The sequence below is a fragment of the Streptomyces sp. NPDC002643 genome (assembly GCF_053592555.1).
Genome location: NZ_JBSFVY010000052.1, coordinates 26528 through 51903, shown reverse-complemented (window position 1 = coordinate 51903; position 25376 = coordinate 26528). Strand labels below are relative to the sequence as shown.

The window sequence follows — 25376 nt, the reverse complement described above, 5'->3', positions numbered from 1 at the left end:
GTCGGCCGGGCCGTCGTCGGCCGGGCCGTCGTCGGCCGGACCGTCGTCGGCCGGGCCATCGTCGGCCGGACCGTCGTCGGCCGGACCGTCGTCGGCCGGACCGTCGTCGGCCGGACCGTCGTCGGCCGGGCCATCGTCGGCCGGGCCATCGCCAGCCGGGCCGTCGTCGGCGGGGCCGCCGCCCGGGGTGCCTCCGTCCGCGGTGTCATCCGGCGCCCGACGCCGATCCGGCCCGCCATCGGCCGCCTCGTCCGCGCCGCCTCCCACGCGTGGCGCCTCGGCCTCTCTGCCCTCGGCACCCATGCCCTGTCCGTCCCCGGCGCTGGAGTCCGCTCCTCGTTGGTCCTGTCGTCCTCGTCGGTCCTGTCGTCCCTGCCGGTCCTGTTGTTCTTGCCGGTCCTCCGGCTCCTCGTCGTCGTGTGCGTCGAAGTCGGCGGTGCCGTCGTTCACACCGCACCTCCGGGTTCGGGAGGGGTGCCGGAGGCGCGGGTGTCGTGGGCGGTGGCGAGGAGTTGGAGGCCGAGGCGGAGTCGGCGGCGGGCCTCGTCCTCGGTGACGTCGAGGTCGGCGGCGGTCTGGCGGTAGTCGCGGCGCTGGAAGTACGCCAGCTCCAGGGCGGCCCGCAGTGGTGTGGGCATCGCCTGCACTATGTAGTCGGCGCGGGCGGCCACCGACGCCTGGTGGACCTTGCGTTCCAGGTCCGCCGTGGTGCCCTCGCCGCCCTCGGCCAGCGCGGCGGTCTCCGTGGCGCGCAGCCGCCGTACGGCCAGACGGTGGGTCAGCGCGGCCACCCAGGAACGCAGCGGGCCCTGCTTGGGGTCGTACGACTCGGGGTGCTCCCAGAGCTGGGCGAACACCTCGCGGGTGATGCCGTCGGCGCCCCGCTCGTCGTCGAGGACGCGGTGGGCGAGGCCGTGCACCAGCGACGCGTACCGGTCGTACAGCTCACCGAGGGCCGCCGCCTCGCCGCGCGCCAGCCGCTGCTGCATTCTGCGGTCCCAGCGGGGTGGTGCGTCCTTCGTCGCCATACGGCTCCCTCACCCCCGGTCGTACCTGCGCCGTTCCTGATCGTCCCGCTGCCCGCGTCCAGCCTGTGTGCACCGCCTTCTCGAATGTAGTCGGCACCGCTGACCGCGCACGCCCCTTTATGGCAATGTGCGCCCCTCGGGGCGGCGAAGATGGTAGGGACCTCCTCGGTCAAGCGCTTACCGGTGGCCCACCTGGGCCTCTGTCCACCCGTACGCCACCCTTTCGGGGCTTGTCGCAGCTCTGTACGGCGTCTACCCCGTGCGAAAACGACCACACGAGAACGCCGAGAGTCGGTTCTCGATCGATTGACGATCACTCGCGACCGTACTCGATGTGAAACGCACCGAAAAGGGCCCTGAAATGGCTCGGTTACCACGCGCTCCCGCTGGCGCGGGGGTGTTTCATGGAACGACGGCGGGGCAGCCGCGCAGCAGGAAGCGGTGTTGTGGCTTCCGGTTCGGCGACTGAGAGGCATCGCGGTGGCGTTCGAAGTGACCGACGGCGGGCGGGGTGAGTGGGCCGTGCTGCGGGTGTCCGGGGAGATGGACCTCGTCACCTCACCGGTTCTGCGGCAGCGGGTGCACGAGGCGGTGGCCGAGGGCCGGCGAAGTCTCGTCCTCGATCTCTCCGGGGTCGTCTTCTGCGACTCCAGCGGCGTCGGCGTCCTCATCGCCACCCGCCGCCTCATCCGCTCCTGCCAGGGCCGCCTCCGGCTGATCCTGCCGGCGGACGGACGGGCGAGCGGGGGCCGGGCGGGCGCGACGGGCGGCGGCCGGGACGGCGGCGGTGCGGCCGGGGGCGCGGCCGGGGGCGCGCACGTCAATCGGGTCATGGCCGCCCTCGGAGTGCGCCGCCTCTTCGACGTTCACCCCGACGTGGACTCGGCGACCGCCCCGGACCCCGACGACCGGGCGGACCCCCTCTCCGCCTGACCGGCCCGCCCTCTACACGCGCTCGTCCCACGTGTTCGCGCGGCCCACCGGGACGCCCCGCAGGTGTGATGTCGACCACGTGCCGGTGTCCCGATGGCCACACTGTTGTCCTGGAATTCCCGCAGTCTTGGTACAAGCACCCCTTTCCCGCACCGTGTCGGCCCCCGACGTCGTACGCTCCGTGCGAGAAGCACCCACTTGACGTAAGGCGGGCTCGAAAAGACATGGTCAGCAGCGAGTACGAGCGCAGGATCGCCGCCCGGTTCGCCACCTTCGACCAGGACGGCAACGGCTGGATCGACCGCGAGGACTTCAGCGCGGCGACCAAGGCGGTACTCAACGAGTTCGGTACCACCGCACGCTCCGACAAGGGCCAGGCCCTGTACATCGGCGCCGAGGCGTTCTGGCAGGGCATGGCCGGGATAGCGGACCGGGACGGCGACCAGCGCATCACACGCGACGAGTTCGTGAACGGCGCGGTCAAGCGACTGCGCGACAACCCCGACAGGTTCGCCGAGATCGCCCGCCCCTTCCTGCACGCGGCCCTCGCCGTCGCGGACGCCGACGGGGACGGTACGGCCACGGTCGAGGAGACCGCCCGGGTCCTCAAGGCCCTCGGCGTCCCCGAGGAGATCGCCACCGCCTCCGCCGCCGCCCTCGACACCGACGCCGACGGCAAGGTCAGCGAGACGGAGGTCGTGACGGCGTTCGCCCGCTACTTCACCGTGCCCGAGTAGGCCCCACAGCCACCGTGCCGGCCCTCACCGGGCCCGAGTGGTCCGGCAATCCAGGGCCCGGCTCATGAGAACCGCTCCCTCAGCCTGTACTTGAGCACCTTCCGCAGGGTCTCGTTGCGCGGAAGGGCGTCCACCACCTCCAGTTGCTCCGGCAGCTTGTGGACGGACAGCCCTTCCGCGCGCAGATACGACGTCACCTGCTCCAGGGTCAGGGGCTCCGCGCCCGGCGGCTGTTCGGCCACCGCGCACACCCGCTCCCCGCGTTCGGGGTCCGGCAGCCCTATCACCGCCACATCGGCGACCGCCGGATGCTGGTGCAGCAGGTCCTCGATCTCCTTCGCGGAGATGTTCTCGCCCTTGCGGATGATGACGTCCTTGAGGCGTCCGGTGAGGACCAGATGGCCGCTGTCGGTGAGGTGTCCGAGGTCGCCCGTCACGAAGAAGCCGTCGGCGTCGAAGGCCTGGGCCGTCTGCGCCGGGTCCAGATACCCCCGGCAGACGGCCTCTCCCTTCAGCCGCACCTCCCCGTCCACGATCCGTATCTCCATTCCCTCCGGCGGCCGGCCCTCGGTCGTGGCCAGGTTCTCCGCCGAGTCGTCCGGGACGCCCATCGTGATCATCGGGACCTCGGTCATGCCGTAGCCATGGGTGAGCTGGACACCCATCTCGTGTACGACGGAGTGGTACAGCTCCGGTGGCTTCGGCGCTCCGCCGCCCGCGAGCAGCCGTAGCGACGGAACGGCCTTGCGGCCGGGCGGCTGCCCCCGCTGCTCCGCCAGGAACATCGAGTAGAACGCCGTCGACCCGCCCGCCACCGTCACCCCGTGCCGCCGATACTCCTCCAGCGCGGCCGGCAGCGCGAAGTGCTCGAACAGCACGGCCGGGAAGCCGTACAGCAGGAGCATCACCAAGTAGTCCGGGCCGCCGATGTGGGCGTACGGAAACGCGATCGAGCCGACATCCTCCTGGGTGAGCCTGAGCGCGTGGGCCAGACAGGAGCCGCCCGCGATCAGTGAACGGTCGGTGTGCAGGACGCCCTTGGGGTCGGAGGTCGTCCCCGAGGTCCAGTAGATCCAGCGGACGGCCGTACCGTCGGCGGCGGAGGGCGGGGCGGGGAGTACGGCCGGGTCGCCCTCCGGGAGGCCGTCGGCGTCGTACACCTCGAAGACGCCCTTGGCGTCCAGCCGCCGGGCCATCTCCGTGTGGTCGAAGCCCCGCCACCGCCCCGGCACGGCGAAGTACTCCGCCCTGGACTCCCGTAGCGCGAAGCCGACTTCGCGGTCCCGGTAGAAGGGGATGACCGGGGACTGCACGGCGCCGAGGCGGGCCAGCGCGAGGGAGAGCAGGACCGTCTCGATACGGGTGGGCAGTTGCCAGGCGACGACCGTGCCCGGGCGTACGCCCCTGTCGTACAGCCCGGCCGCCACCCGCTCGGCGCGCGTGCGCAACTCGCCGAACGTGAGCGCGCGGTCGTCCTGGAGGAGGACGGGCCGGTCGGGCGTGAGATCGGCGCGGCGGGCGACCAGGTCCCACAGGGTGGGTGAGGAACTCAAGGTGTGCGGGGTGTCGTTCACGACTGTCTGCCCCCTCCTTGGCTGACGACTCGTCAGATGGGATGCTATCTGACGGACCATCAGATGGAGACTGGTCAGACAGAGACAGATATCGGTTGGACAGAGACAGATATCGGTTGGACACCGTCCGGCGGAGGGGACCCCATGACCGAACTGCCCCGCATCATCAGCGTCGACGACCATGTGATCGAGCCCGCGCATCTCTTCTCGACCTGGCTGCCGGAGAAGTACCGGGACCGCGGGCCCCAGCCGCTCACCGCCGGGATCGGGGAGCTGGCGTACGTCGCCGGGAAGTACCAGATCACGATGGACCCGGAGGGGCCGCCGACCGACTGGTGGATCTACGAGGACCTGAAGTTCCCGTACAAGCGGAACATCGCGGCCGTCGGCTTCGACCGGGACGAGATGACGTTGGAGGGGATCACGCGCGAGGAGATGCGGCGCGGCTGCTGGGACCCCAAGGCGCGACTGGCGGACATGGACCTCAACCATGTCGAGGCGTCCCTCTGCTTCCCCTCCTTCCCGCGCTTCTGCGGGCAGACCTTCGCCGAGGCGCACGACAAGGAGGTCGCGCTGGCCTGCGTACGCGCCTACAACGACTGGATGGTCGAGGAGTGGTGCGGCGACAGCGGCGGCCGGCTCATCCCGCTCTGTCTGATCCCGCTGTGGGACATCGACCTGGCCGTGGCGGAGATCCGCCGCAACGCGGCCCGTGGCGTCCGCGCGGTCACCTTCTCCGAGATCCCGACCCACCTCGGGCTGCCGTCGATCCACTCCGGGTACTGGGACCCGTTCTTCGCGGTCTGCGAGGAGACGGGCACGGTCATCAACATGCACATCGGCAGCAGTTCGCAGATGCCCGCCGCGTCCCCGGACGCCCCGCCCGCCGTCCAGGCGTCCCTGTCCTTCAACAACGCGATGGCGTCGATGATGGACTTCCTCTTCAGCGGGGTCCTCGTACGCTTCCCGCGCCTCAAACTCGCCTACAGCGAGGGGCAGATGGGCTGGATTCCGTACGCGCTCGAACGCGCCGACGACGTGTGGGAGGAGCACCGGGCCTGGGGCGGGGTGCGCGATCTGATCCCGGAGCCGCCCTCGACGTACTACTACCGGCAGATGTTCTGCTGCTTCTTCCGGGACAAGCACGGGGTGGCGTCCCTGGATGTCGTCGGGCGGGACAACGCGACGTTCGAGACCGACTACCCGCACGTCGACTCGACCTTCCCGCACACCAAGGAGGTCGCCCTCGACCACGTCAAGGGCCTCGACGACGAGACGGTCCACAAGCTGATGCGCGGCAACGCGATCCGCATGCTCGACCTGGACTTCGACAAGTAGCCGGGTGCCCCGTGGACTTGACGTACACGCCCGAGGAGGAGGAGTTCCGGGCCCGGTTGCGTCAGTGGCTGGCGAAGGCGTTGCCGTCACTGCCGCCGAGGCCGTCGCCTCAGGACTGGCCGGGGCGGCGGGCGTACGACCTCGGCTGGCAGCGGATGCTGTACGACGCCGGGTACGCGGGGCTGCACTGGCCGGTGGACGCGGGCGGGCGGGGGGCGACCCCGACCCAGCATCTGATCTACCTGGAGGAGACGGAGCGGGCGGGCGCCCCTTATGTGGGCGCCAACTTCGTGGGGTTGCTGCACGCCGGGCCCACGATCGCCGCCGAGGGGACGGCCGGGCAGCGGGCGCGCTGGCTGCCGTCGATCCTGCGCGGCGAGGAGGTCTGGTGCCAGGGCTTCAGCGAACCGGGCGCCGGCTCCGACCTGGCGGCGCTGCGCACGCGCGCGTGGCGGGACGGTGACGAGTACGTCGTCACCGGCTCCAAGATCTGGACCTCGCACGCCGAAGTCGCCGACTGGTGCGAGCTTTTGGTCCGTACGGATGTGGAGGCGCCGAAGCACCGGGGCATCTCCTGGCTCGCCATGCCCATGAACGCGCCCGGCGTCACCGTACGGCCCCTGCGCACGCTCGCCGGTTCCACCGAGTTCGCCGAGGTGTTCCTCGACGAGGTGCGGGTGCCGGTGGCGAACCGGGTCGGGGACGAGAACGACGGCTGGCGCGTGACCATGGTGACGCTGTCCTTCGAGCGGGGCACGGCGTTCGTGGGCGAAGTGGTGGCGTGCGGGCGGGTGTTGGGTGAGGTGGCGCGCAAGGCGCGGGCGAACGGCCGCTGGGACGATCCGGCCGTACGACGCCGACTCGGCCGCCTGAACGCCGAGTTCAGGGCGCTGTGGCGGCTCACCCAGTGGAATGTGAGCGAGGCGGAGGCGAGCGGCGGAGTACCGGGCGTAGGGGGTTCGGTTTTCAAACTGAGGTACTCGCGCGCGCGTCAGGAGCTGTACGAGGCGGCTGCCGAAGTCCTGGGGGCGGGCTCGCTGGACCTCGACCACCCTTGGGTTCTCGACCGGCTGTCGTCGCTCTCGTACACCATCGCGGCGGGGACCTCGGAGATCCAGCGGAACATCGTGGCCGAACGGATTCTGGGCCTGCCGAAGGGGCGGTGAGGTGCGCGATGCGTTTCCAACTCACGGAGGACCAGCGCGCGTTGCGGGCCGGGACGCGGGAGCTGCTGGCCCGCCGCTTCGACCGGGAGGCGTTACGGGCGGCCGTCGACGCGCCCGGTGTACTGGACCGGCGGCTGTGGCGGGAGCTGGGGGCGGCCGGGTTCTTCGCGTTGCGGGTGCCGGAGGCGGAGGGCGGGGTCGGGCTGGGGATTCCGGAGGCCGTGCTGGTCTTCGAGGAGGCGGGACGGGCGCTGGTGCCGGGGCCGTTGGCGGCCACGCATCTGGCGGCGGGATCGGTACCGGGCGCGGCGGCCGGGGAGGCCGTCGTCACCGCCGTGGGTCCGGGCGGGCTGGTGGAGTGGCTGGACACGGCGGACGTCGTACGGGGGGACGCGGCCGGGGCCGTACCGCTGAGGTCGGTCGATCCGCTCACTCCGCTGCACCGGGCGCCCGTGGCGGGTCCGGCCGATGACCTCTTCGTCCTGCTGACCGCCGCCGAGCAACTGGGGACGGCGGGGCGGGTGTGCGAGACGGCGGTGCGCCATGCGCGGACGCGGGAGCAGTTCGGGCGGCCCATCGGGGCGTTCCAGGCGATCCAGCATCTGTGCGCCGAGACGCTGGTGCGGGTGGAGTTGGCGAGGGCGGCGGTGTACGCGGCGGCCGTGACCGTGGACCCGGTGGACATCGCGGCGGCCCGGCTGTTGGCGGACGAGGCGGCCGTGCGCGGGGCGAGGGACTGTCTCCAGGTCCACGGCGGGATGGGGTTCACCTGGGAGGCCGACGTACATCTGTGTCTGAAACGGGCGTGGGTGCGGGCAGAACGTGGCGGATTGATCACGGACAGTGAGGAGTTGTTGGCGGGGGAACTGTTGAGCGGGGCGGGGTGAGCGCGCTGACCTGCGTGAGCGTTGAAGGTGTGGCACGGCCTTGAGGGGATGTCGCGGAATGTGGCATACCGGAATTACCGAGCGTTGATACCGGGTTGTGTCCTAGGTGTGACTTGTCACGGCCTGGAGTCGGAGTTCCGCTCCGGTACCTTCTGGGGGATGCGAGCGGTTGCGAGGTCGAACCTGTCCGGTGTTGCCCCTGAGGCGGCCCCGGTTCCGGCGATGCGCGCCGCGCGTGAAGTGGGCCGGAAGCCTTTCGCTCCGGTTCGCTCGGTCTGTTCGACTCCCCGAAATGAGCGTCGCACAGTATGCCGTACGCGTACTCCTTCGCGCTGGAATATGCCTGAAGCGCTTGTTGGGGTGACTGTACGTCAACCATGCTGTCTTGTAAGGGGATCACGGTCCGTGATCCCTGTGATCCTGGCATCGACGACGGTGGAGTCGGCCAGGCAGAAGATGACCACGATCGTGGCCCCGGAGGGGCGTGCGGAGATGTGTCCGCCGGTTCGGATGGTGTGAGCGGTGCAGGTGCTTCAAGTGCAGCTGGAGATCCGGCCCGACCCCGCAGAGGTGGGTCGCGCCCGGAGATGGGCCCGTTCACGGCTCGCGGGGTCCGGGATAGGGGATGACGAGCCGCTGGCCGAGACGTTGATCCTGCTCGTCTCCGAACTGGTCACCAACGCCGTTGTCCACACCGGGCGTCCGGCCGTGCTGCGGCTGTTGATGTCGGGGCGGGGCGATGGGGGCGTCGGGGGCGGCGGGGGTGTTGGGGCCGTCGGGACGGTGCGGTTGGAGGTTGCCGACGGTTGTTCCTGTGCGCCTACGCCTCGGTGTGCCGACGGTGAGGAGACCGGGGGGCGGGGGCTCGCCCTGGTGGAAGGGCTCGCCGATCGGTGGGGCTGGTGCCACGAGGGGGGCGGCAAGCGGATCTGGTGCGAACTGGACCGGGCCGCGCCCGAGGTGGCCGGGGCCGCGTCCGGGGCCGGGGGTGTGGTGACTCCGGTGGTCTATCCGGCGGGGCGGGCGGTTACGGGCGTTGCGGCGGTGACTGCGGGCGCGGTGACCGCTGGGGCTGTGGCGGTGGGTCGTGAGGCTCGGGTGGAGTTGGCTGTGCGGGTTTAGTGCGGCTGGGGGGTTCTTGCTGGACCTGGGTTGCGCGTGCACCGGCGGTCGATGCCGGCCTCGGCCGGGGTGGGGTGACCGTGGCGGCTGGGCTGTGCATTGAAGGGGCGCGGGGCTGTATCGATGTGCGGCTCCGCCGCGTGGGCGCGATCGGCCACGACGGGCCCGCGGTCGCCAATTCACGCGTACCCCCGAGCTATTAGGCGTTCGGCGGGTGCGGCAGCGTACGGCGCACAACGGGGCGTAGCCCAGAACCACCACACACCCGGCGCGCGCGGCTGCGCTGGCGCACGGGCGCACGGGGCTTCACGGCACCCGGGACACCTTCGTGGCGTGCGCCGTCCCCGCCCTCGTGCGTTCGGCGAATCACCGAACGCCCATTGACGCACCGTGTCCGTTTCATCACGCTTGTGTTCAGCGATTCGCCGCGAGGGGACGCCGAGGGCTTCGACGGAAGCCCTCGACGAGTGTGGGTCGTGTTTCGGCGTCGGCTGCCGACCGGGCCCGGGGAGCAGGGCGGGTACGCCGAAGCCGGACGGCGGCGCGCGCTGCCGAGCTCGGGGCGGGCAGGAGCGCGCCGCCGGCCGACCCGGGGCCGGGGCCCGGGGGCACGCCGTACCGCCGGGACTACAGAATCGCCACCGGCGCGACCGGCGTTCCCGTGCCGCCCACGAAGGGTTCCGGCATCGCGGAGAGCAGGAAGTCGTAGCGGCCCGTTTCTCCACAGGCTGTGGACAACTCTTCGAGATTCCAGTTCTGCCCCTGCGGCATGCCCATTTCGACGAGATGGAGGGCATGGACGGGCAGCCACAGATCCTCGATCTCAGGGGGGAAGATCTCGAAGGCGAGGGTGTCGTTGGCGACGGCGGCGACATCGCGCGCGTGGAACCACTCGGGGGTGCGCAGGGAGAGTCCGGGCGACGGGTACGCGTACGCGTGCTTGTCGCCGACGAGATACGCCTGCATCTGGCCCGTACGGACGAGGACGATGTCGCCCGCGCGGACACGCGTACCCGCCAACTCCTCCGCCAAGTCCAGGTTTTCGGGCGTGACGGCGTGGTCGCCGGGGAGGCGGGCGTCCGGCGGCAGCCCGAGTGCGCGGGGGATGTCGAGGAGGACGCCCCGCGAGACGACGGGGCGGGCCTTGTCGATGCCGGCGAACGTGGCGCCGGCGTGCGGGGTGATGGTGGTCGCCGGGCGGCCGTTGTAGACGCGGCCCGAGTGGGAGACATGGGTGAGGGCGTCCCAGTGGGTGGCCGCCTGGAGGCCCATGGTCACGGCGTCGTCGCTGCACGCGACCGTGCCGGGGCCGAAGATCTCCTGATTGATCTGCGTCATGGTGTGCAGCGGGTTCACCCGGCCCGGCATCATCCCCGTCTGCACGCCGTCCTGTTGGAGGGGCAGTGCGAGCGGGACGCGGCGGCCGGAGCGTACGCAGGACGCCGCCGCCTCGCGTACCACCTCGTCGGTGATCAGGTTCAGCGTGCCGCTCTCGTCGTCCGGACCCCAACGGCCCCAGTTGTTCACCCTCTTGGCGATCTCCGCGAACGCGGCGAACTCGGTGGGCGGTGACATCGGCCCTCCCCGGGGCTTGTGTGGGTGCATCTGACGGGTCGTAGAATCGCCGTGCGCCGCAAATCTAACGGTCCGTCAGAAACGTGGTGAGGGGAAGGGGCCCGGAGTGGGGAACTTCTTGGCAGGCAAGGTCGTCGCCGTCACCGGAGCGGGGCGGGGTATCGGCCGCGCGGTCGCCCTCGGCGCGGCGGCCGAGGGGGCACGGGTCGTCGTCAACGACTACGGGGTGGCTGTGGACGGCTCCGAGCCGACCAGTTCCGTCGCCGAGGCGGTCGTCAAGGAGATCGAGGCGGCCGGGGGCGAGGCCGTCGCCGTCGCCGATGACGTGTCCACGATGGCGGGCGGGCAGCGGATCGTCGACACCGCCCTCGCCTCGTACGGGCGGATCGACGGCGTCGTGTGCGTTGCCGGGATTCTGCGGGAACGGATGCTCTTCAACATGACCGAGGAGGAGTGGGACCCGGTTGTCGCCACGCACTTGAAGGGCACGTTCACGGTCTTCCGCGCCGCGGCGGCCGTGATGCGCAAGCAGCGGGCGGGGACGCTGATCGGGTTCACCAGCGGCAACCACCAGGGGTCCGTGTCGCAGGCCAACTACAGCGCGGCCAAGGGCGGGGTGATCTCGCTGGTGCGGAGCGCTGCGCTAGGTCTGCACCGGTATGGGGTGACCGCGAATGCGGTTGCCCCCGTGGCGCGTACGCGGATGTCGGCGGGCGTTCCCATGGAACTGGCCGAGATCGGGGAGCCGGAGGATGTGGCCGCGTTCGTGGTGTATCTGCTGTCGGACCGGGCTCGGGAGGAGCGGATCACCGGGCAGGTGTACACGGTGGCGGGGCCGAAGATCGCGGTGTGGGCCCAGCCGGGTGAGCTGCGCTCGGCTTACGCGGATGGGGGGTGGACGCCGGAGATGATCGCGGAGGTGTTGCCGGGGGCGGTGGGGGTGGACCCGATGCCGATGCTTGAGCGGGTGGAGGAGATGGCGAGGGCCGCGTCTGCGCAGGAGCGGCCGAACGCCTAGTGGGGTGGGGGTGTGGGTTGTTTGGCGGGTGCGGGTCGTGTGTGGCTGGTCGCGCGCACGCGGCGGAGCCGCAAAATCGATATAGCCCCGCGCCCCTTTGGTGACCGGCAGCCATAAGTGCTCCTTGGCTGCGGGCAATCGTGCCGATGGGCGGCGCCCACCCAGCAGTCGTCGTAGCTGCGGGCAGGCGTGCCGCTAGGGCGGCGCCCATCCCAAAGAGAGCGGCACCCTGTCAGCGCCGGTAAGCGAGACCCCGGCCCGGCCAGCCCGCGCGCCGAGCAGCTGTCAACGCAAGAGTTCCGGTCGGCCAACCAAGGGCGGCACGCATGGAGTTCGGGTACAGCGAAGAGGACGAGGTTTTCCGGGCGGAGGCCAAGGCATGGCTCGCGGCGCACGCCGGGGTCGTACGGGAACGCCGTACATGGGAACGTACGCTCGGCGCCGCCGGTTGGATCGGGCTCGGGTGGGGCGAGGGCGGGTACGGGAATCGGACCGCCACGCTCATCCAGCAGGTCGTCTGGGCCGAGGAGTACGCGCGGGCCGACGTTCCGGCACGGTCGGGGCACATCGGGGAGAAGCTGCTGGCACCCACCCTCATCGCCTTCGGGACCGAGGAGCAGAAGCGACGGTTTCTGCCGGCCGTCGCGCGGGGCGAGGAACTGTGGTGCCAGGGTTACAGCGAACCGGGCGCCGGCTCCGACCTCGCGGGGGTGCGGACCCGCGCCGAGCGGGCGGCGGACGGGTCGTACCGGGTCACCGGACAGAAGATCTGGACGTCCCTCGCCCATGACGCCGACTGGTGTTTCGTGCTCGCCCGTACGGAGGCCGGATCGACTCGGCATCGCGGACTGTCGTTTCTGCTCGTGCCCATGGATCAGCCGGGGCGGATCGAGGTCCGGCCGATCCGGCAGATGACGGGGACGAGCGAGTTCAACGAGGTGTTCTTCGACGGCGCGCGGGTGAGCGCGGACCATGTCGTGGGCGGGGAGGGCAACGGGTGGCGCGTCGCCATGGGACTGCTCGGCTTCGAGCGCGGGGTGTCGACGCTCGCCCAACAGATCGGGTTCGCCGAGGAGTTGAGGGCCGTCGTCCGTACGGCCGTGGAAAGCGGGGCGGCGGACGATCCCGTCGTACGCGAGCGACTGGTACGGCAGTGGGCCGAGTTGCGGGTGATGCGGTGGAACGCGCTGCGGACGCTGGGCGGTTCGGAGGAGCCCGGGGCGCCGAGCGTGGCCAAGTTGCTGTGGGGGCGCTGGCATCGGCGGCTCGGGGAGCTGGCCATGGAGGTGCGGGGGGCCGGGGCGGCCGTGGGGCCCGTCGACTGGTCGCCGGCCGAACCGTACCGGCTCGATCCGCTCCAGCATCTGTTCCTGTTCAGCCGGGCCGACACCATCTACGGCGGCTCGGACGAGGTACAGCGCACGATCCTCGCCGAGCGGGTGCTGGGGCTGCCGCGAGAGCCGAAGGGCTGAAGCAGGGCTGAGAGCGAGAGCCGAACGGTCGAGAGGGAGAGGTGGCGGAGGGCGTGAGAGGTGTGGTGTTCGACGGCTCGCGGGTCGAGGTCGTCGACGATCTGGTGGTACGGGAGCCGGGGCCCGGTGAGGTGGTGGTGGCCATCGCGGCGGCCGGGCTCTGCCACAGCGATCTGTCGGTGGTGGACGGGACCATTCCGTTCCCGGTGCCGGTGGTGCTGGGACATGAGGGGGCCGGGGTCGTCGAGGCGGTGGGGGCGGGGGTCGGGCATGTGCGGCCCGGGGACCATGTGGCGTTGTCCACCCTCGCGAACTGCGGGACCTGCGCGGACTGCGGCCGGGGGCGGCCGACCATGTGCCGCCGGGCGATCGGACGCCCGGATCGGCCGTTCGCCCGAGGGGAGGGGAAGGTGTTCCAGTTCGCGGCGAACTCGGCCTTCGCCGAGCGGACCGTGGTCAAGGCCGTGCAGGCGGTGCGGATTCCGAACGACATTCCGTTGACGTCGGCCGCGCTGATCGGATGCGGGGTGCTGACCGGGGTCGGGGCGGTACTGAACCGCGCGCGCGTGGACCGGGGGGACACCGTGCTCGTCATCGGGGCCGGGGGGATCGGGCTCAACGTCATCCAGGGGGCGCGGATCGCGGGGGCGGTGCGGATCGTCGCCGTGGACGCGAATCCGGAGAAGGAGGCGATGGCACGGCGGTTCGGGGCGACGGACTTCCTGACGTCCGTGGAGGGCGTGCGGGAGGTGCTGCCGACCGGGGCGGACCACGCCTTCGAGTGCGTCGGCCGCGTCGAACTGATCCGCCAGGCCATCGACCTGCTCGACCGCCACGGCCAGGCGATACTCCTCGGCGTCCCCGCAGCCACCGCCGAGGCGTCCTTCCTCGTCTCTTCCCTCTACCTCGACAAGTCCATCCTCGGCTGCCGCTACGGCTCTTCGCGCCCCCAGCGGGACATCGCCCTCTACGCCGACCTGTACCGCGAGGGCCGACTGCTCCTCGACGAACTGGTCACGGCCACCTACCCGGTAGAGGACTTCGCGAAGGCACGCTCCGACGCGGAGGCGGGGAGGGTGGCTCGGGCTGTGCTGACGTTCTGAGAAACCGGGGCTGATGCCGGCCTCCTCGCGGATGTGGCGCGTGAAGGTGCGGATGGACATGGATTCCTTTGCGGTCACCACCGTGCGCCGGGGCACTTCATGAAACAACGCGCATACCCGCGTTCATGCATGGACGCGGTGCGTCACCCCCTCTACCGTCGTGGGGCAGGTGGCCTGACCGGGGCCGTCAACAAGGGGCTTTGGCATGTCTGAGCGTGCGGTGCTCACCCCGGCTGACGGGCAATGGCAATGGGGAGTGCGGATCAGGTGGCGGCGAGCGGAAGTTCGGCGAGCATGACCGCGTAAACCGGGGAGTCCGGGAACGGCTGCCGTTCGCCGACCTTGCGGTACCCCCACGTCTCGTACATGGACTGCACCCTGGGGTGCGTGACGTCCACCAGGAGAGCGGCCAGATCCTCCTCCCGGTCGGCCAGCAGGGCCTGGTGGAGGCGTTCGGAGTGCCCTTGTCTGCGCCACTTCGGCCGGATCATCAGTTCGGAGACGTGGAAGGTACGGGTCTTGGCCGGGACCGGGGCGAGGTGATCGCGCCACCATTCGCGCCCGGGGTTGGCGGCGGCCCCGTAGGCGTACCCGATGGGTTCGGGGCCGTCGTAGCCGATGACACAGTGGAAACCGGGGTGGCTGGACCAGTGGTCGACAAACCATGCGAAGCGCTGGACGAACGGGTCGTCGGTCTGGTCGGCGTAGGCATCGGCGTGCACGTCGAGGAGGGTTTGGCGGATGTCGGCCGCGTCGTCGTGAGTGAAATGTCGGAAGACGATGGTCAAGCTCGGCTCCATTCGCTGCGGAAACGGTCGCCCCAGTCCTGGGCCACGGTAGCGGTCGGGGCGATGGTGATCAGGTCACGGTAGAAGTCGCCCAACAGGGAGCGCATGCGGCCGGGGATGGGATGGCTGGTCATCAGGTCGAAGGCGGTGGCTGCGGTGGCGCATGCCTGCTCGATGTCGTGCTGGTGGAGCTGAGCGAGGGCCAGTCGGGCGGTGGCCAAGGCGCGGTTGCGGTGGAACTGGCGCGGGATCGAGGCCAGGGCGCGATGCGAGGCGGCTTCGGCCTGGGCGTAGTTCCCGACCCGGTCACGGACGATGGCCGTAAGGGCGGACAGTTCCGACGGGCCGTAGAACGCGATCCACGACGGGCGCGCCTGGTCGGGGGCGGCTTTCGACAGGGTGTTCTCGGCGTACCCGAGGGAGCGCAGGGCGGCGTTCCGGTCGCCGATAGTGGCGTGACCGACGGCGGCACGGGCGTGCGCGAGCGAAGCGAACAAGGGGTCGCGGCGGCAGATACTCACGGCTTGGGCGGCGTAGGCGGCATCCACGGCCTTGGTGCGTTCCTGGCGTTGGTGGGCGAGCATCGCATACGAGTTCCACACGCGCAGCTGGGTCACGCCGTCGTTGGCCATACCGGCGAGCTGCAAGGCCCGGTCGAGGTGCTGTCCGGCACGTTGGGGCTGGCGGGCGTCGATGGCAGACCAGGCAGCTGTGGCCGTGTAGTCGGCGGCGACGGAGAACAGGCGCTGCCGGATGCGCTGTGTGGCCGCCTTCTGCTGGAGGTCGAGTGCTTGGCGGGCGCCGGACAGGGCGGCACTCTCCAGAGCTTCGTGTCCGCCTCGGTGGTCGTCCAGGGCCTGCAGGTCATCCAAGCCCTTGCGGAGTTCCATGACGTCAGAGGTGCCGACGCGGGTGGGGCGGTACGAGAGGGAGGGGACGACGGCGGCGGCGGTCGTCCCGGTAGTCGCGGTGAGGAAATCGCGGCGGAGCACGGGACTCTCCGGGGTGCTGGTGGCGGTGCTGTGGCCTGGGGGTGGTGCGAATCCCAGTTCTTCAGCAGTACATCCGAATAGTGACTCCAAGGCGTGGCGTTGCCGAGGGTGGGGCCAACGGGTTTTTCCGGTCAGCCAATGGCGGACGGTGCGGTCGGAGACCGTGCCCTGGTGTCCGGCATCGACAAGAAGCACGTTGACCTTGTCGGCGAGTTCGTTCTGCGTGAACCCCGCCTCGTTCATGTGTTCTTGAAGACGCGGGTTGGACTGTCGCGGCGTGTTCTCCTCCACAGCGCCACGGTAGCGAGAGGGCACACGGAGCACAGCAGGGTCTGGGAAGCGCGCCCGGGAATTTTCCGGTTGCGTGCGAGTGGTGCACCCAGGGCTTTTCCTAACGACCTGTCAAAGAAGCCCGTTGTATTGGCATTGGACACGCCGCGTAGCAAGACGCGGCTCTGATCCGCCGTCACCGTTCCACCCCGTCCGGTCCGCTGCGGCGGGGGTGGCGGCACGGACAACGAGGCGAACCGATGACCATGACCGCAGCACCAGTAGGCCCGCAGCGCTACCACCAGCGTTACCCGGCCAAGGAAGAGTCTGTTCCTCGCGCACGCCATGACGTCGGCCTGGCCCTGGAGACCTGGGGCCTGTCCCGTCTGGTCGATGCGGCCCGACTGGTCGTCAGCGAGCTGGTCACCAACGCCGTTGAGCACACCGACGCCACCACGATCGGCGCCTCGGTCACCCGGACCGGCCCGCACTCGGCGCGGATCACCGTCACCGACACCTCCCGGGCACGGCCAATCACCCAGACGCCGAACGGCGACGAGGAGCACGGACGTGGCCTGCAACTGGTCAAAGCGGTCGCCGACGACTGGGGGGCCGAGTTGGTGCACGGAGGGAAACGCGTGTGGGCCCACCTGATTGCGGAGGTCTCGCCGTGACCGGCCCTCAGCCAACGGCTACCGTCGCGCCCGGCAGCCTGCCCACCCTGCCTGACATGACCCGTCTCCGGCCGCGCCAGCAGATGGGCATGGACTGCGCTCTCTGCGGGCGTCCTTTGGGGATGCACGGTCGTGTGCTGGGGGAGGCCAAGCACCTGGGGTTCTCCTTCCAGCTGTGGACATGTGCGCCCGCCTGCCTGCCGTTCCCGGGGCTCGCACAGCGGAGCACCCTGCCGTCTGTTTCCGGCGGCACCTAAACCGCCGTCCCGGTCGTGAGTGTGCCCCTCGGGCCTCGCGACCGGGACGGGGCACCACGCCGTCCAACACAACTGAGAGGAAGCGCTGATGAAACTGACCGTCCAGACTCTCCGCCCATGGGGCCTGACCCGCATGGAGCCATACCCGAAACTGCACGCCGCCGCTACAGCCGTAGCCCTGGACCCGGCGTCGCAGACGGCTCTCTTCCACGACTCCCAGGGTCGCCCCATCGAGATGGGCAAGCACGGCAGTGGCACCGGCACGGAGACCAAGACCCAGACAAGCCAGGGCGACGGCTCCGGCCCCGCCAACTCCGACGAGGGCCATGACCAGGACTCGGACCAGGACTGATGGCCTCTTCGCGTCCGGTCGTTGTGCTGACCGCCCTGGACGACCTGACAGCGGACTACGTCATCACCGAGCTGCACGGCCGGGGCGTCCCGGTCGTGCGGTTCGACCCTGGCTCGCCGGCCGAGGTGACGTTCTCCGCTCAAGCAGGCGGCGGCCGGTCGTGGCACGGCCCGCTCACCACCCCGACCCGTGCCCTCGGCCTGGAGGACGCCCGAGCCGTGTACTACCGCCGCCCGACCCGTTACGTCGCCCCCGATGGCTTGGACGGTCAAGAACGGGACTTCGCGGCAGGCCAGTTCCGGCATGGCCTGGGCGGGCTTCTGGCGGCGCTCCCGGGATGTCTCTACGTGAACCACCCGCACCGGAACTCGGGGGCGGAGTTCAAGCCCCGGCAGATCAGCGAAGCCGTGCGGGCCGGGCTGGACGTGCCCCCGACGCTCGTCACCAACGACCCCGCAGCCGCCCGGTCGTTCACCAAGGAATACGGGCCGGTGGTCTACAAGCCACTCAGGTCGACCGCATACCGCGAGGGCGGCGAGCTGCGCACCATCTGGGTCCGGCCGGTCGAAGCCAGTGAGATCGGCGACGGTGTCGCGGCCTGCCCGCACCTGTTCCAGCAGGCCGTCACCAAGACCGCCGATGTGCGGGTGGCGGCCGTGGGCGACCTGCTGTTCGCCACCCGCATCACCACCGACGGCGATCACCTCGACTGGCGGCTCGACTACGACCTGATCACCTGCACCGCCATCGATCCCGTCGACGTGCCCGCCCCCGTCCGCCAGGGCATCCGTGCCTACCTGAAGGCGTTCGGCCTGGTCTTCGGCGCGTTCGACTTCGCCCTGGAAGCAGGCGGAGCGTGGCGTTTCCTGGAGTGCAATCCGAACGGCCAGTGGGCGTTCGTGGACCGTGATACGACCAGGGCCATCACCTGTGCCCTGGCCGACCTGCTGGAGAAGGGACACCCCGCATGACCGAGACGCCGCCCCTGGACGAGCACCTTGCCGTCGAACTGCGCCTGGCCCTGGCCGACCGGCTTGAACGGGACGGGCACCTGCGGTCGGCGGTCTGGCGGTCCGCTGTCGAGACCGTGCCCCGGCACGAGTTCGTGCGCGCGTACTTCCGCCGGTCCCACGGCCCGCAGGGCACCATGTGGACGCCGGTCGTCCCGGGCCGGGACGACGCGGACGCCTGGCTGGAAGAGGCGTACACCGATGACACGCTGGTGACCCAGCTCGACGGCCACGTGCATCCCGCAGACGTGGACGGACCCGTCCAAGGCGATCCGACCTCGTCGTCCACCCTGCCGAGCCTGGTCGTGCGGATGCTCCAGGATCTCGACCCGCAGGACGGAGACCGGGTGTTGGAGGTGGGCACGGGCACTGGATACTCGACCGCCCTCATGTGCGAGCGTCTCGACAGCAAGCATGTGACCTCCGTCGAGGTCGACCCAGCCGCCGCCGAACGTGCCCGAGCAGCCATCACGGCGGCCGGGTACGAACCAGCGCTCATCACCGGCGACGGCCTGCTCGGCAGCCCCGAGAACGCCCCGTACGACGGGCTGATCGCCACATGCTCCGTGCGTACCATCCCTGCGGCCTGGCTCGCCCAGGTCAGGCCCGGCGGCACCCTCATCACCACCGTCTCCGGGTGGCTGTACGGGTCGGGTCTGCTGAAGCTGACCGTCGGCGACGGCGGAACAGCCGAGGGCCGTTTCCTGCCCGGCACGGTGTCGTTCATGATCGCTCGCCCGCATGCCGCGCCCCCGCTGTCCGGCGTCGCGGAGGTGCTGGCGCAGGACTCGGACGAACGCCCGGCACACGTCGGCCCCGAAGCACTGACCGACTGGACACCCCAGTTCATCGCCCAACTCGCGGTACCAGGCGCCCAGTACATCGGGATGAGCATGGGCGACGGCCCGATGCTGAACCACGTGGTCGAGCAGGCCACCAAGTCGTTCGCCACGCTCGTACCGGACGGAGAGGGCGGGTTCGTGGTGCGGCAGGGCGGTCCGCTGCGGCTGTGGGACACCCTCGAAGAGGCGATCAGCACGTGGCGGGAAGCCGGAGCGCCCCCACAGACCGAGTTCGGGCTGACCGTCACTCCCAGCCGTCAGCGCGTCTGGCTGGGCTCCCCCGAAGGGCCAGGCTGGGATCTGCCGGCCTGACCTCCAGCATCCGGACAACGGCACGACACGAGAGGGGGGACACCGTGCTCGTCATCGGGGCCGGGGGGATCGGGCTCAACGTCATCCAGGGGGCGCGGATCGCGGGGGCGGTGCGGATCGTCGCCGTGGACGCGAATCCGGAGAAGGAGGCGATGGCACGGCGGTTCGGGGCGACGGACTTCCTGACGTCCGTGGAGGGCGTGCGGGAGGTGCTGCCGACCGGGGCGGACCACGCCTTCGAGTGCGTCGGCCGCGTCGAACTGATCCGCCAGGCCATCGACCTGCTCGACCGCCACGGCCAGGCGATACTCCTCGGCGTCCCCGCAGCCACCGCCGAGGCGTCCTTCCTCGTCTCCTCCCTCTACCTCGACAAGTCCATCCTCGGCTGCCGCTACGGCTCTTCGCGCCCCCAGCGGGACATCGCCCTCTACGCCGGCCTGTACCGCGAGGGCCGACTGCTCCTCGACGAACTGGTCACGGCCACCTACCCGGTAGAGGACTTCGCGAAGGCACGCTCGGACGCGGAGGCGGGGAGGGTGGCTCGGGCTGTGCTGACGTTCTGAGGGGCAATTCGTTGTGGGTTTTGGGTTGTGGATTGCGGGTTGTGGGTTTTGGACTTTGGGGCGGGGGTGGTTTCAGACCCAAATGAAATTCCCAACCATCTCAGCTCTGATTTCGGCCTCAAGGAATTCGCGAGCTGTGCGGCCCGGCCGAACCGGCGGCCTGTGTGACGCTTCGTCAGATTCGCTACTCGTGGTAGTATTTGAGGGTTGGTTCGTTCACTGAACTATAGCCATGGCCGGTTCGATTCCGGCAGTCGCACTCGCGGTCATCTTTGGAATCTGGCACGCGTACGAACTCTTCCAGCACATTCAGGAAGCACGCAGCAAGAGCAACTCCGACAGGCCGCAGCGAAACAACAAGAAGGTGAGGTTCGGCATGCGAAAAGTACTTCTCTTCATGTCGGCCGCCAGTGCGACGTACGGCTGGATGCACATGGCTGAAGTTGAGTGAACGACCCTTGTCACCGGGCGCCCTCCGCTCGGAACGTCCGCCGGTACGCGGTCGGTGTCACGCCCAGGGCGCTCTGCAGGTGCTGGCGCATTGACTGGGCCGTGCCGAAGCCCGCGTCGTGGGCGATGTGGTCCATGGAGAGGTCGGTGGACTCCAGCAAGTGCCTGGCTCGTTCCACCCGTTGCTGGGTGAGCCACTGGCCGGGGCTGATGCCGACCTCCTCGCGGAAGCGGCGGGTGAAGGTGCGGACCGACATGGACTCCCGCTCGGCCATGTCGCGGAGCTGGATCGGCTCGTGGAGTCGGTCGAGTGCCCAGGCGCGGGCGGCGGTCGTGGTGGCCGACTGCGGTTGCGGCAGCGGCCGTCGGATGTACTGCGCCTGACCCCCGTCCCGGTGCGGCGGCACCACCGTGCGCCGGGCCACGTCGTTGGCCACGGCGATGCCGTGGTCGCGTCGTACGACGTGGAGACAGAGGTCGATGCCGGCCGCGACGCCCGCCGAGGTCAGGACGTCGCCGTCGTCGACGAAGAGGACGTCCGCGTCGACCCCGACCTTCGGGAACAGCCGCTGGAAATGCTCGGCGTGGTGCCAGTGCGTCGTGGCCGGGCGGCCGTCGAGGAAACCGGCGGCGGCCAGGACGTAGCCGCCGGTGCAGATCGAGACCAGCCGGGTGCCGGGACGGATATGGGCCAGCGCCGAGGCCAGTTCGGGGGTGAGGACCCCCTCCTCGTACACCGGGCCCAGCTCGTACGACGCCGGGACGACGACCGTGTCCGCGGTCGCCAGGGCCTCCGGGCCGTTGCGGACGAGGACCTCGAAGTCGGCGTCCGTCTCGACCGGGCCCGGCGGGCGGATCGAGCAGGTGACCACGTCGTACAGCCGTCGATCGTCCGCGTTCCGCGCCTTGCCGAAGATCCGTTGCGGGATGCCGAGTTCGAAGGGCAGCAGGCCGTCCAGCGCCAGTACGACGACACGGTGGCGGGGTGGGTTGGGGTACGTGGCTTGTTCGGGGGCCATGGCCCGATCCTAGCGATAGCTGTCCTTCTGGCCACTCGTTCGGGAAGTTCGCAGGTCCGAAGCTTGGTGGCATGACCCAGACAGCCGACGAGCGTTCCGCCCGCATCGAGATCGACAGCCACATCGACGGCAACCGCGAGCCCGGCGAGTTCCGTGAGCCCCGCAGCGGGCTTAGTCGTATGCATCGTGCGTGGTTCGTCGTCGGCGTCACCTTCGTGACGATCATCGGGGCGGCGGCCTTCCGGTCGTTGCCGGGGCTGTTGATCGATCCGCTGCACGACCAGTTCAAGTGGTCGCGGGGGACGATCGCCTCGGCCGTGTCGATCAATCTGGCGCTGTACGGGCTGACGGCGCCCTTCGCCGCCGCGCTGATGGACCGCTTCGGGATCAGGCGGGTGGTCGCGGTGGCCCTGACCGTGATCGCGGTCGGGGCCGGGTCGGCGGTGTGGATGACCTCGCCGTGGCAGCTGATGCTGTGCTGGGGGCTGCTGGTGGGCCTCGGATCGGGGTCGATGGCGCTGGCGTTCGCGGCGACGGTCACCAACCGGTGGTTCACCGAGCGGCGCGGCCTGGTGTCGGGTGTGCTGACGGCGGCCTCCGCCTCCGGGCAGCTGATCTTTCTGCCGCTGCTGTCGTGGATCGTGTCCGAGCACGGCTGGCGTCCGGCCTCCGTCACGGTCGCCCTCTCCGCGCTGGCCGTCGTCCCCTTCGTCTGGCTGCTGCTGCGCGACCACCCGGCTGACGTCGGGCTGAAGCCGTACGGGGCGAAGGAGTTCGTGCCGAAGCCGCCGCCGGTGCGGGGGGCGGCGAGCCGGGCGGTGAAGGTGCTGTTCTCGGCCGCCCGGACCGGGCCGTTCTGGCTGCTGGCCGGCACCTTCGCGATCTGCGGCGCCTCCACCAACGGCCTGATCCAGACCCACTTCATCCCCGCCGCCCACGACCACGACATGCCCATCACCGCCGCGGCCCCGCTGCTCGCCGTCATCGGGGTCTTCGACGTGGTCGGCACGATCGCCTCCGGCTGGTTCACCGACCGCTTCGAACCGCGCCGGCTGCTTGCCGTGTACTACGCCTTCCGGGGCCTCTCGCTCCTCTTCCTCCCCCTCCTCCTGGCCCCCTCCGTCCACCTCCCGATGATCTTCTTCATCGTCTTCTACGGCCTCGACTGGGTTGCCACCGTCCCGCCCACCATGGCCCTGTGCCGCGCCCACTACGGCGACGACAGCGCCATCGTCTTCGGCTGGGTCCTCGCCTCCCACCAGGTCGGCGCCGCCCTCGTCGCCTTCCTCGGCGGCCTCGCCCGCGACACCTTCGGCTCGTACGACGTCGTCTTCTACGCCTCAGGCGCGCTGTGCGCGGCGGCGGCGCTGATGGCGCTGGTGATCCGGCGCGCGCCGGGCGCGCGTATGGTCGCCGGGGTCTGAGACGCAACTGTTTGGGGCCGGGAACACTCCCTCCAGGCAGGGAGGGGCGTGGGTGATGTCCATGGCAGCGACCGGGGTGACCGGCGAGGACGCGATACGGAAGAGCGCCGAGCCGTCGGCGGTCTCCATGGCCGTACTGGGCGTGGAGGGCGCGCTGCTGTGCGCGGTGCTCTTCCTGGTGGCGCTCGCGGGCGGTTCGGGGACGGCGTTCGCGGAGGGGGCGCGGAGGGGAGCCGCGATCGAGAAGAGCGAGCTGATCGCGGCCCTCCTCATGACCCCGCTGCTGTTTCTGCCCGTCCTCTTCGCCGCCACCGTACTGACCGTGGCGTACGTCCTCCCGGCGCTCCTCCTCGCCCACTGGACCGCCCGCCAACTGACCGGCCGTACCGCCTGGTGGTGGATTCCGCCCGCCTGCACCCTCTGGGTCCTCCCGGCCCTGGCGATCCCGTCCTGGCAACTCGCCGGCCTCGCCCTCTACGCCCTGGCCCTCCCTCCGACCCTCACGGCCCACTTCACCGTCGTACGAGCGGAATCCGGCCGCCCGATCCAGCCCTGCGCGGCGATCCTGACGTGGGGGGCGTTGCTGGTGGTGTGCGTGGTGGTTGTGGGCGGGGTGATGGTGGGGGGTTAGGGCGGGGGCTGCTGTGGTGGTCGGTCGGTGGGTGTGAAGCGGCCGAAGCGGCCTTGGTGGAACAGGAGCGGTGCGGGCTCCCCGTCGCTGCCCTCGGCGGTCGTGCCCAGGGCCTCGACGCGGCCGACCACGATCAGATGGTCGCCGCCGGTGTGCACGGCGTGGATCGTGCAGTCGATCCAGGCGGGGGCGCCGAAGAGGCGGGGCGAGCCGGTGACGGGAGCCGCGTCGTACGCGACCCCGGCGTACTTGTCCGCCCCGCTCACCGCGAAGCGCCGGCACAACTCGCCCTGATCCGCGCCGAGTACGTTCACACAGAAGACCCCGGCGCGGGCGATGCGCGGCCAGGTCGTCGACGTACGGCCGACCATGAACACGACGAGGGGCGGGTCGAGGGAGAGGGAGGAGAAGGACTGACAGGCGAAGCCGGCGGGGTGGGCGTCGGCGTGGCCGCCGGGGGCGCTGCCGGGGTGGTTGTGGGGGGCGGTGGCCGGAGCGGGGTGGTTGTGGGGGGCGGCGGCGGGACCAGGGTGGTCGTGGGGGTCGGCGCCCGGGTCGGGGTGTTCGGTGGGTGGGGCTGTGATCACCGTGACGCCGGTCGCGAAGTTGCCCAGTACGCGGCGGAATTCGGTCTGGTCGACCGGTGCGCGCTCGTCGTCGCCGACGCAGCGCAGTTCGGGGCGCGGCAGTGCCTCGACCGGTCCCCTCGTGGGTGCCGCCCCGCCCGGCCGGTCCCTCCGCAGATACCGGACGGCCGCCGCTGCCATTCCCGCATGTCCCATCACATCACCCAGTGAATCTGATGGACCGTCAGAAGTGAAGGGTCGGGAAGGGGTCGTACGAGGTCCGGCGGGCCTGGACGGAGGGCATCAGCGGCCCTCGAAACGCGGTGCCCGGCGTTCCGCGAAGCTCCGCACGCCTTCCTGGGCGTCGGCTGTCGTCATGTTGATCTCCTGGGCGGTGGCCTCGGCCGTGAAGGCGGTGGTGCGGTCGGTGTCCAGGGAGGCGTTGACGAGCTGCTTGGTGAGGGCGAGGGCTCGGGTGGGGCCGGTGGCGAGGCGTTCGGCCCAGTCGCGGGCCGTCTTCTCCAGGTCCTGGGCGGGGACCACGCGGTTGACCAGGCCGAGGCGTTCGGCGTCGGCGGCGGACAGGGCGTCGCCGAAGAACATCAACTCCTTGGCGCGGTGGGCGCCGATGAGGCGGGGGAGGAGATAGGCACCGCCGCCGTCGGGGACGAGTCCGCGTCGTACGAACACCTCGATGAAACGGGCCTCCTCGGCCGCCAGGACGAGATCGCAGGCGAGGGCGAGGTGTGCGCCGAGGCCGGCGGCGGTGCCGTTTACCGCCGCGATCACCGGTTTCTCGCAGTCGAGTACGGCGGCGATGAGGCGCTGGGCACCGAGGCGGATGGTGCGGGCCACGTCGCCGGGGACGCGCTCGCTGCCGCCGGTTGCAGGGCCGCCGCCAGTGGGCGCGCCGCCGCCGGCCGCGGGGATGCTGCTGGCTGCCGCGCCGCGAAGGTCCGCGCCGGCGCAGAAGCCGCGGCCCGTCGCCGTGATCACGACCGCGCGCACGGCGGGGTCGGCGGAGGCCGCCGAGAAGAGCTGAATAAGACGTTCGCGCTGGTCAGGGGTGATGGCGTTCAGTGCCTCGGGGCGGTTGAGGGTGATCCACGAGACGGCGTTGTCAGTGGCGTGCAGTATCAATGAGTCACGGGATTTTTCGGGATGTTCAAGGGGGGAGTCGGACATGTGGGTTGTCCTTTTCTTACGCGGAGTGATGACGGCCCTGCGGGGATGGTCGTGGGGGCGGTGGCGGGAGCGATGGTGGTGCCGGTGG

Annotated in this window: 25 protein-coding genes and 2 pseudogenes; 18 read left to right on the top strand and 9 right to left on the bottom strand. The window is 70.5% G+C overall.

The genetic code is table 11. The annotated features are described in order from the left end of the window. Window positions 1-450: pseudogene (locus tag ACWD4G_RS42635) on the bottom strand (hypothetical protein); the annotation flags it as partial. Next, window positions 447-1028: a sigma-70 family RNA polymerase sigma factor gene (locus ACWD4G_RS42630; RefSeq protein WP_451303575.1), complete on the bottom strand. Its 582-nt coding sequence runs from the start codon at window positions 1026-1028 to the stop codon at window positions 447-449. The pseudogene ACWD4G_RS42635 and the gene ACWD4G_RS42630, both read right to left, overlap by 4 nt. 474 nt (window positions 1029-1502) lie before the next feature. Between ACWD4G_RS42630 and ACWD4G_RS42625 the strand changes: the two genes are divergently transcribed. Continuing rightward, a complete protein-coding gene (locus ACWD4G_RS42625) occupies window positions 1503-1961 on the top strand; it encodes an STAS domain-containing protein (protein ID WP_451303581.1) in 459 nt (152 codons plus the stop codon). 224 nt (window positions 1962-2185) lie between these two features. After that, the gene (locus ACWD4G_RS42620; protein ID WP_451303573.1) at window positions 2186-2698 is read left to right on the top strand and encodes an EF-hand domain-containing protein; all 513 of its coding nucleotides are present in this window, start codon (window positions 2186-2188) and stop codon (window positions 2696-2698) included. Window positions 2699-2760: 62 nt separating this feature from the next. Here ACWD4G_RS42620 and ACWD4G_RS42615 read toward each other — a convergent pair whose 3' ends face one another. Beyond that, entirely contained in the window at window positions 2761-4272 is a 1512-nt protein-coding gene (locus tag ACWD4G_RS42615; protein WP_451303571.1) for a class I adenylate-forming enzyme family protein, read from the bottom strand. 144 nt (window positions 4273-4416) lie between these two features. On the opposite strand from ACWD4G_RS42615, the gene ACWD4G_RS42610 reads away from it, so the two are divergent. The 4 genes from ACWD4G_RS42610 (at window position 4417) to ACWD4G_RS42595 (ending at window position 8785) form a co-directional block, all read left to right on the top strand. After that, entirely contained in the window at window positions 4417-5610 is a 1194-nt protein-coding gene (locus ACWD4G_RS42610) for an amidohydrolase family protein (protein WP_451303569.1), read from the top strand. An 11-nt stretch (window positions 5611-5621) separates the two neighbouring features. Further along, window positions 5622-6776: an acyl-CoA dehydrogenase family protein gene (locus ACWD4G_RS42605; RefSeq protein WP_451303567.1), complete on the top strand. Its 1155-nt coding sequence runs from the start codon at window positions 5622-5624 to the stop codon at window positions 6774-6776. 8 nt (window positions 6777-6784) lie between these two features. Next, entirely contained in the window at window positions 6785-7663 is an 879-nt protein-coding gene (locus ACWD4G_RS42600; protein WP_451303565.1) for an acyl-CoA dehydrogenase family protein, read from the top strand. Between the two features lie 522 nt (window positions 7664-8185). Next, window positions 8186-8785, top strand: coding sequence for an ATP-binding protein (locus ACWD4G_RS42595; protein ID WP_451303563.1), 600 nt, complete (start codon window positions 8186-8188; stop codon window positions 8783-8785). A 627-nt stretch (window positions 8786-9412) separates the two neighbouring features. Here the strand turns inward: ACWD4G_RS42595 and ACWD4G_RS42590 are convergent. After that, window positions 9413-10360, bottom strand: a complete 948-nt coding sequence (locus tag ACWD4G_RS42590; RefSeq protein ID WP_451303561.1) for a cyclase family protein — start codon at window positions 10358-10360, stop codon at window positions 9413-9415. A gap of 106 nt (window positions 10361-10466) precedes the next feature. On the opposite strand from ACWD4G_RS42590, the gene ACWD4G_RS42585 reads away from it, so the two are divergent. The 3 genes from ACWD4G_RS42585 to ACWD4G_RS42575 all read left to right on the top strand — a co-directional run bounded on the left by ACWD4G_RS42585 (window position 10467) and on the right by ACWD4G_RS42575 (window position 13953). Beyond that, window positions 10467-11378 (top strand): SDR family NAD(P)-dependent oxidoreductase, encoded by a 912-nt coding sequence (locus ACWD4G_RS42585; protein ID WP_451303559.1) that lies wholly within the window; start codon window positions 10467-10469, stop codon window positions 11376-11378. A gap of 326 nt (window positions 11379-11704) precedes the next feature. Next, window positions 11705-12850 (top strand): acyl-CoA dehydrogenase family protein, encoded by a 1146-nt coding sequence (locus tag ACWD4G_RS42580; RefSeq protein WP_451303557.1) that lies wholly within the window; start codon window positions 11705-11707, stop codon window positions 12848-12850. Between the two features lie 53 nt (window positions 12851-12903). Further along, complete coding sequence (locus tag ACWD4G_RS42575) at window positions 12904-13953, top strand: Zn-dependent alcohol dehydrogenase (RefSeq protein ID WP_451303556.1); 1050 nt, start codon at window positions 12904-12906, stop codon at window positions 13951-13953. Window positions 13954-14216: 263 nt separating this feature from the next. Here the strand turns inward: ACWD4G_RS42575 and ACWD4G_RS42570 are convergent, their stop codons facing one another. Both ACWD4G_RS42570 and ACWD4G_RS42565 read right to left on the bottom strand, forming a co-directional pair. Further along, window positions 14217-14753 carry an N-acetyltransferase family protein gene (locus ACWD4G_RS42570; protein WP_451303554.1) on the bottom strand — a complete coding sequence of 179 codons (537 nt, stop codon included), beginning with the start codon at window positions 14751-14753 and terminating at the stop codon, window positions 14217-14219. Further along, the gene (locus ACWD4G_RS42565) at window positions 14738-15733 is read right to left on the bottom strand and encodes a hypothetical protein (protein ID WP_451303552.1); all 996 of its coding nucleotides are present in this window, start codon (window positions 15731-15733) and stop codon (window positions 14738-14740) included. The genes ACWD4G_RS42570 and ACWD4G_RS42565 overlap by 16 nt, the downstream gene beginning before the upstream one ends. A gap of 530 nt (window positions 15734-16263) precedes the next feature. Here ACWD4G_RS42565 and ACWD4G_RS42560 point away from each other — a divergent pair. The 7 genes and pseudogenes from ACWD4G_RS42560 (at window position 16264) to ACWD4G_RS42530 (ending at window position 20464) form a co-directional block, all read left to right on the top strand. Next, window positions 16264-16677, top strand: a complete 414-nt coding sequence (locus ACWD4G_RS42560) for an ATP-binding protein (RefSeq protein ID WP_451303550.1) — start codon at window positions 16264-16266, stop codon at window positions 16675-16677. 56 nt (window positions 16678-16733) lie between these two features. Further along, window positions 16734-16934: a hypothetical protein gene (locus ACWD4G_RS42555; RefSeq protein WP_451303548.1), complete on the top strand. Its 201-nt coding sequence runs from the start codon at window positions 16734-16736 to the stop codon at window positions 16932-16934. Between the two features lie 88 nt (window positions 16935-17022). After that, window positions 17023-17286, top strand: a complete 264-nt coding sequence (gene tgmA / locus ACWD4G_RS42550) for a putative ATP-grasp-modified RiPP (protein WP_451303546.1) — start codon at window positions 17023-17025, stop codon at window positions 17284-17286. Then, window positions 17286-18257 (top strand): ATP-grasp ribosomal peptide maturase, encoded by a 972-nt coding sequence (tgmB, locus tag ACWD4G_RS42545; protein WP_451303544.1) that lies wholly within the window; start codon window positions 17286-17288, stop codon window positions 18255-18257. Before tgmA ends, tgmB begins: the two co-directional genes overlap by 1 nt. After that, complete coding sequence (tgmC, locus tag ACWD4G_RS42540) at window positions 18254-19450, top strand: ATP-grasp peptide maturase system methyltransferase (RefSeq protein WP_451303542.1); 1197 nt, start codon at window positions 18254-18256, stop codon at window positions 19448-19450. The genes tgmB and tgmC overlap by 4 nt, the downstream gene beginning before the upstream one ends. Before the next feature lie 20 nt (window positions 19451-19470). Then, window positions 19471-20013, top strand: a pseudogene (locus ACWD4G_RS42535) (zinc-binding dehydrogenase); the annotation flags it as partial. A gap of 232 nt (window positions 20014-20245) precedes the next feature. Beyond that, the gene (locus ACWD4G_RS42530; protein ID WP_451303540.1) at window positions 20246-20464 is read left to right on the top strand and encodes a hypothetical protein; all 219 of its coding nucleotides are present in this window, start codon (window positions 20246-20248) and stop codon (window positions 20462-20464) included. Between the two features lie 10 nt (window positions 20465-20474). Here ACWD4G_RS42530 and ACWD4G_RS42525 read toward each other — a convergent pair whose 3' ends face one another. After that, window positions 20475-21482 (bottom strand): GlxA family transcriptional regulator, encoded by a 1008-nt coding sequence (locus ACWD4G_RS42525; RefSeq protein ID WP_451303538.1) that lies wholly within the window; start codon window positions 21480-21482, stop codon window positions 20475-20477. A 179-nt stretch (window positions 21483-21661) separates the two neighbouring features. On the opposite strand from ACWD4G_RS42525, the gene ACWD4G_RS42520 reads away from it, so the two are divergent. Then, window positions 21662-22906: an MFS transporter gene (locus ACWD4G_RS42520; RefSeq protein ID WP_451303579.1), complete on the top strand. Its 1245-nt coding sequence runs from the start codon at window positions 21662-21664 to the stop codon at window positions 22904-22906. A gap of 55 nt (window positions 22907-22961) precedes the next feature. Beyond that, on the top strand, window positions 22962-23537 hold the full coding sequence (locus ACWD4G_RS42515; RefSeq protein ID WP_451303536.1) for a hypothetical protein: 576 nt from the start codon (window positions 22962-22964) through the stop codon (window positions 23535-23537). Here ACWD4G_RS42515 and ACWD4G_RS42510 read toward each other — a convergent pair. Together ACWD4G_RS42510 and ACWD4G_RS42505 are read right to left on the bottom strand one after the other, a co-directional pair. Continuing rightward, window positions 23534-24304, bottom strand: a complete 771-nt coding sequence (locus ACWD4G_RS42510) for a flavin reductase (protein ID WP_451303534.1) — start codon at window positions 24302-24304, stop codon at window positions 23534-23536. The genes ACWD4G_RS42515 and ACWD4G_RS42510 overlap by 4 nt on opposite strands. A 102-nt stretch (window positions 24305-24406) precedes the next feature. Continuing rightward, window positions 24407-25288, bottom strand: a complete 882-nt coding sequence (locus ACWD4G_RS42505) for an enoyl-CoA hydratase/isomerase family protein (protein WP_451303532.1) — start codon at window positions 25286-25288, stop codon at window positions 24407-24409. Window positions 25289-25376: the final 88 nt, after the last annotated feature.

Coding starts and splice junctions, on each gene's coding strand:
- ACWD4G_RS42630 (WP_451303575.1), bottom strand. CDS start 1,028: ATGGCGACGAAGGACGCACCACCCCGCTGGGACCGCAGAATGCAGCAG.
- ACWD4G_RS42620 (WP_451303573.1), top strand. CDS start 2,186: ATGGTCAGCAGCGAGTACGAGCGCAGGATCGCCGCCCGGTTCGCCACC.
- ACWD4G_RS42610 (WP_451303569.1), top strand. CDS start 4,417: ATGACCGAACTGCCCCGCATCATCAGCGTCGACGACCATGTGATCGAG.
- ACWD4G_RS42600 (WP_451303565.1), top strand. CDS start 6,785: ATGCGTTTCCAACTCACGGAGGACCAGCGCGCGTTGCGGGCCGGGACG.
- ACWD4G_RS42590 (WP_451303561.1), bottom strand. CDS start 10,360: ATGTCACCGCCCACCGAGTTCGCCGCGTTCGCGGAGATCGCCAAGAGG.
- ACWD4G_RS42580 (WP_451303557.1), top strand. CDS start 11,705: ATGGAGTTCGGGTACAGCGAAGAGGACGAGGTTTTCCGGGCGGAGGCC.
- ACWD4G_RS42570 (WP_451303554.1), bottom strand. CDS start 14,753: ATGGAGCCGAGCTTGACCATCGTCTTCCGACATTTCACTCACGACGAC.
- ACWD4G_RS42560 (WP_451303550.1), top strand. CDS start 16,264: ATGACCATGACCGCAGCACCAGTAGGCCCGCAGCGCTACCACCAGCGT.
- ACWD4G_RS42555 (WP_451303548.1), top strand. CDS start 16,734: ATGACCCGTCTCCGGCCGCGCCAGCAGATGGGCATGGACTGCGCTCTC.
- tgmA (WP_451303546.1), top strand. CDS start 17,023: ATGAAACTGACCGTCCAGACTCTCCGCCCATGGGGCCTGACCCGCATG.
- tgmB (WP_451303544.1), top strand. CDS start 17,286: ATGGCCTCTTCGCGTCCGGTCGTTGTGCTGACCGCCCTGGACGACCTG.
- tgmC (WP_451303542.1), top strand. CDS start 18,254: ATGACCGAGACGCCGCCCCTGGACGAGCACCTTGCCGTCGAACTGCGC.
- ACWD4G_RS42530 (WP_451303540.1), top strand. CDS start 20,246: ATGGCCGGTTCGATTCCGGCAGTCGCACTCGCGGTCATCTTTGGAATC.
- ACWD4G_RS42525 (WP_451303538.1), bottom strand. CDS start 21,482: ATGGCCCCCGAACAAGCCACGTACCCCAACCCACCCCGCCACCGTGTC.
- ACWD4G_RS42520 (WP_451303579.1), top strand. CDS start 21,662: ATGCATCGTGCGTGGTTCGTCGTCGGCGTCACCTTCGTGACGATCATC.
- ACWD4G_RS42515 (WP_451303536.1), top strand. CDS start 22,962: ATGTCCATGGCAGCGACCGGGGTGACCGGCGAGGACGCGATACGGAAG.
- ACWD4G_RS42510 (WP_451303534.1), bottom strand. CDS start 24,304: ATGGCAGCGGCGGCCGTCCGGTATCTGCGGAGGGACCGGCCGGGCGGG.
- ACWD4G_RS42505 (WP_451303532.1), bottom strand. CDS start 25,288: ATGTCCGACTCCCCCCTTGAACATCCCGAAAAATCCCGTGACTCATTG.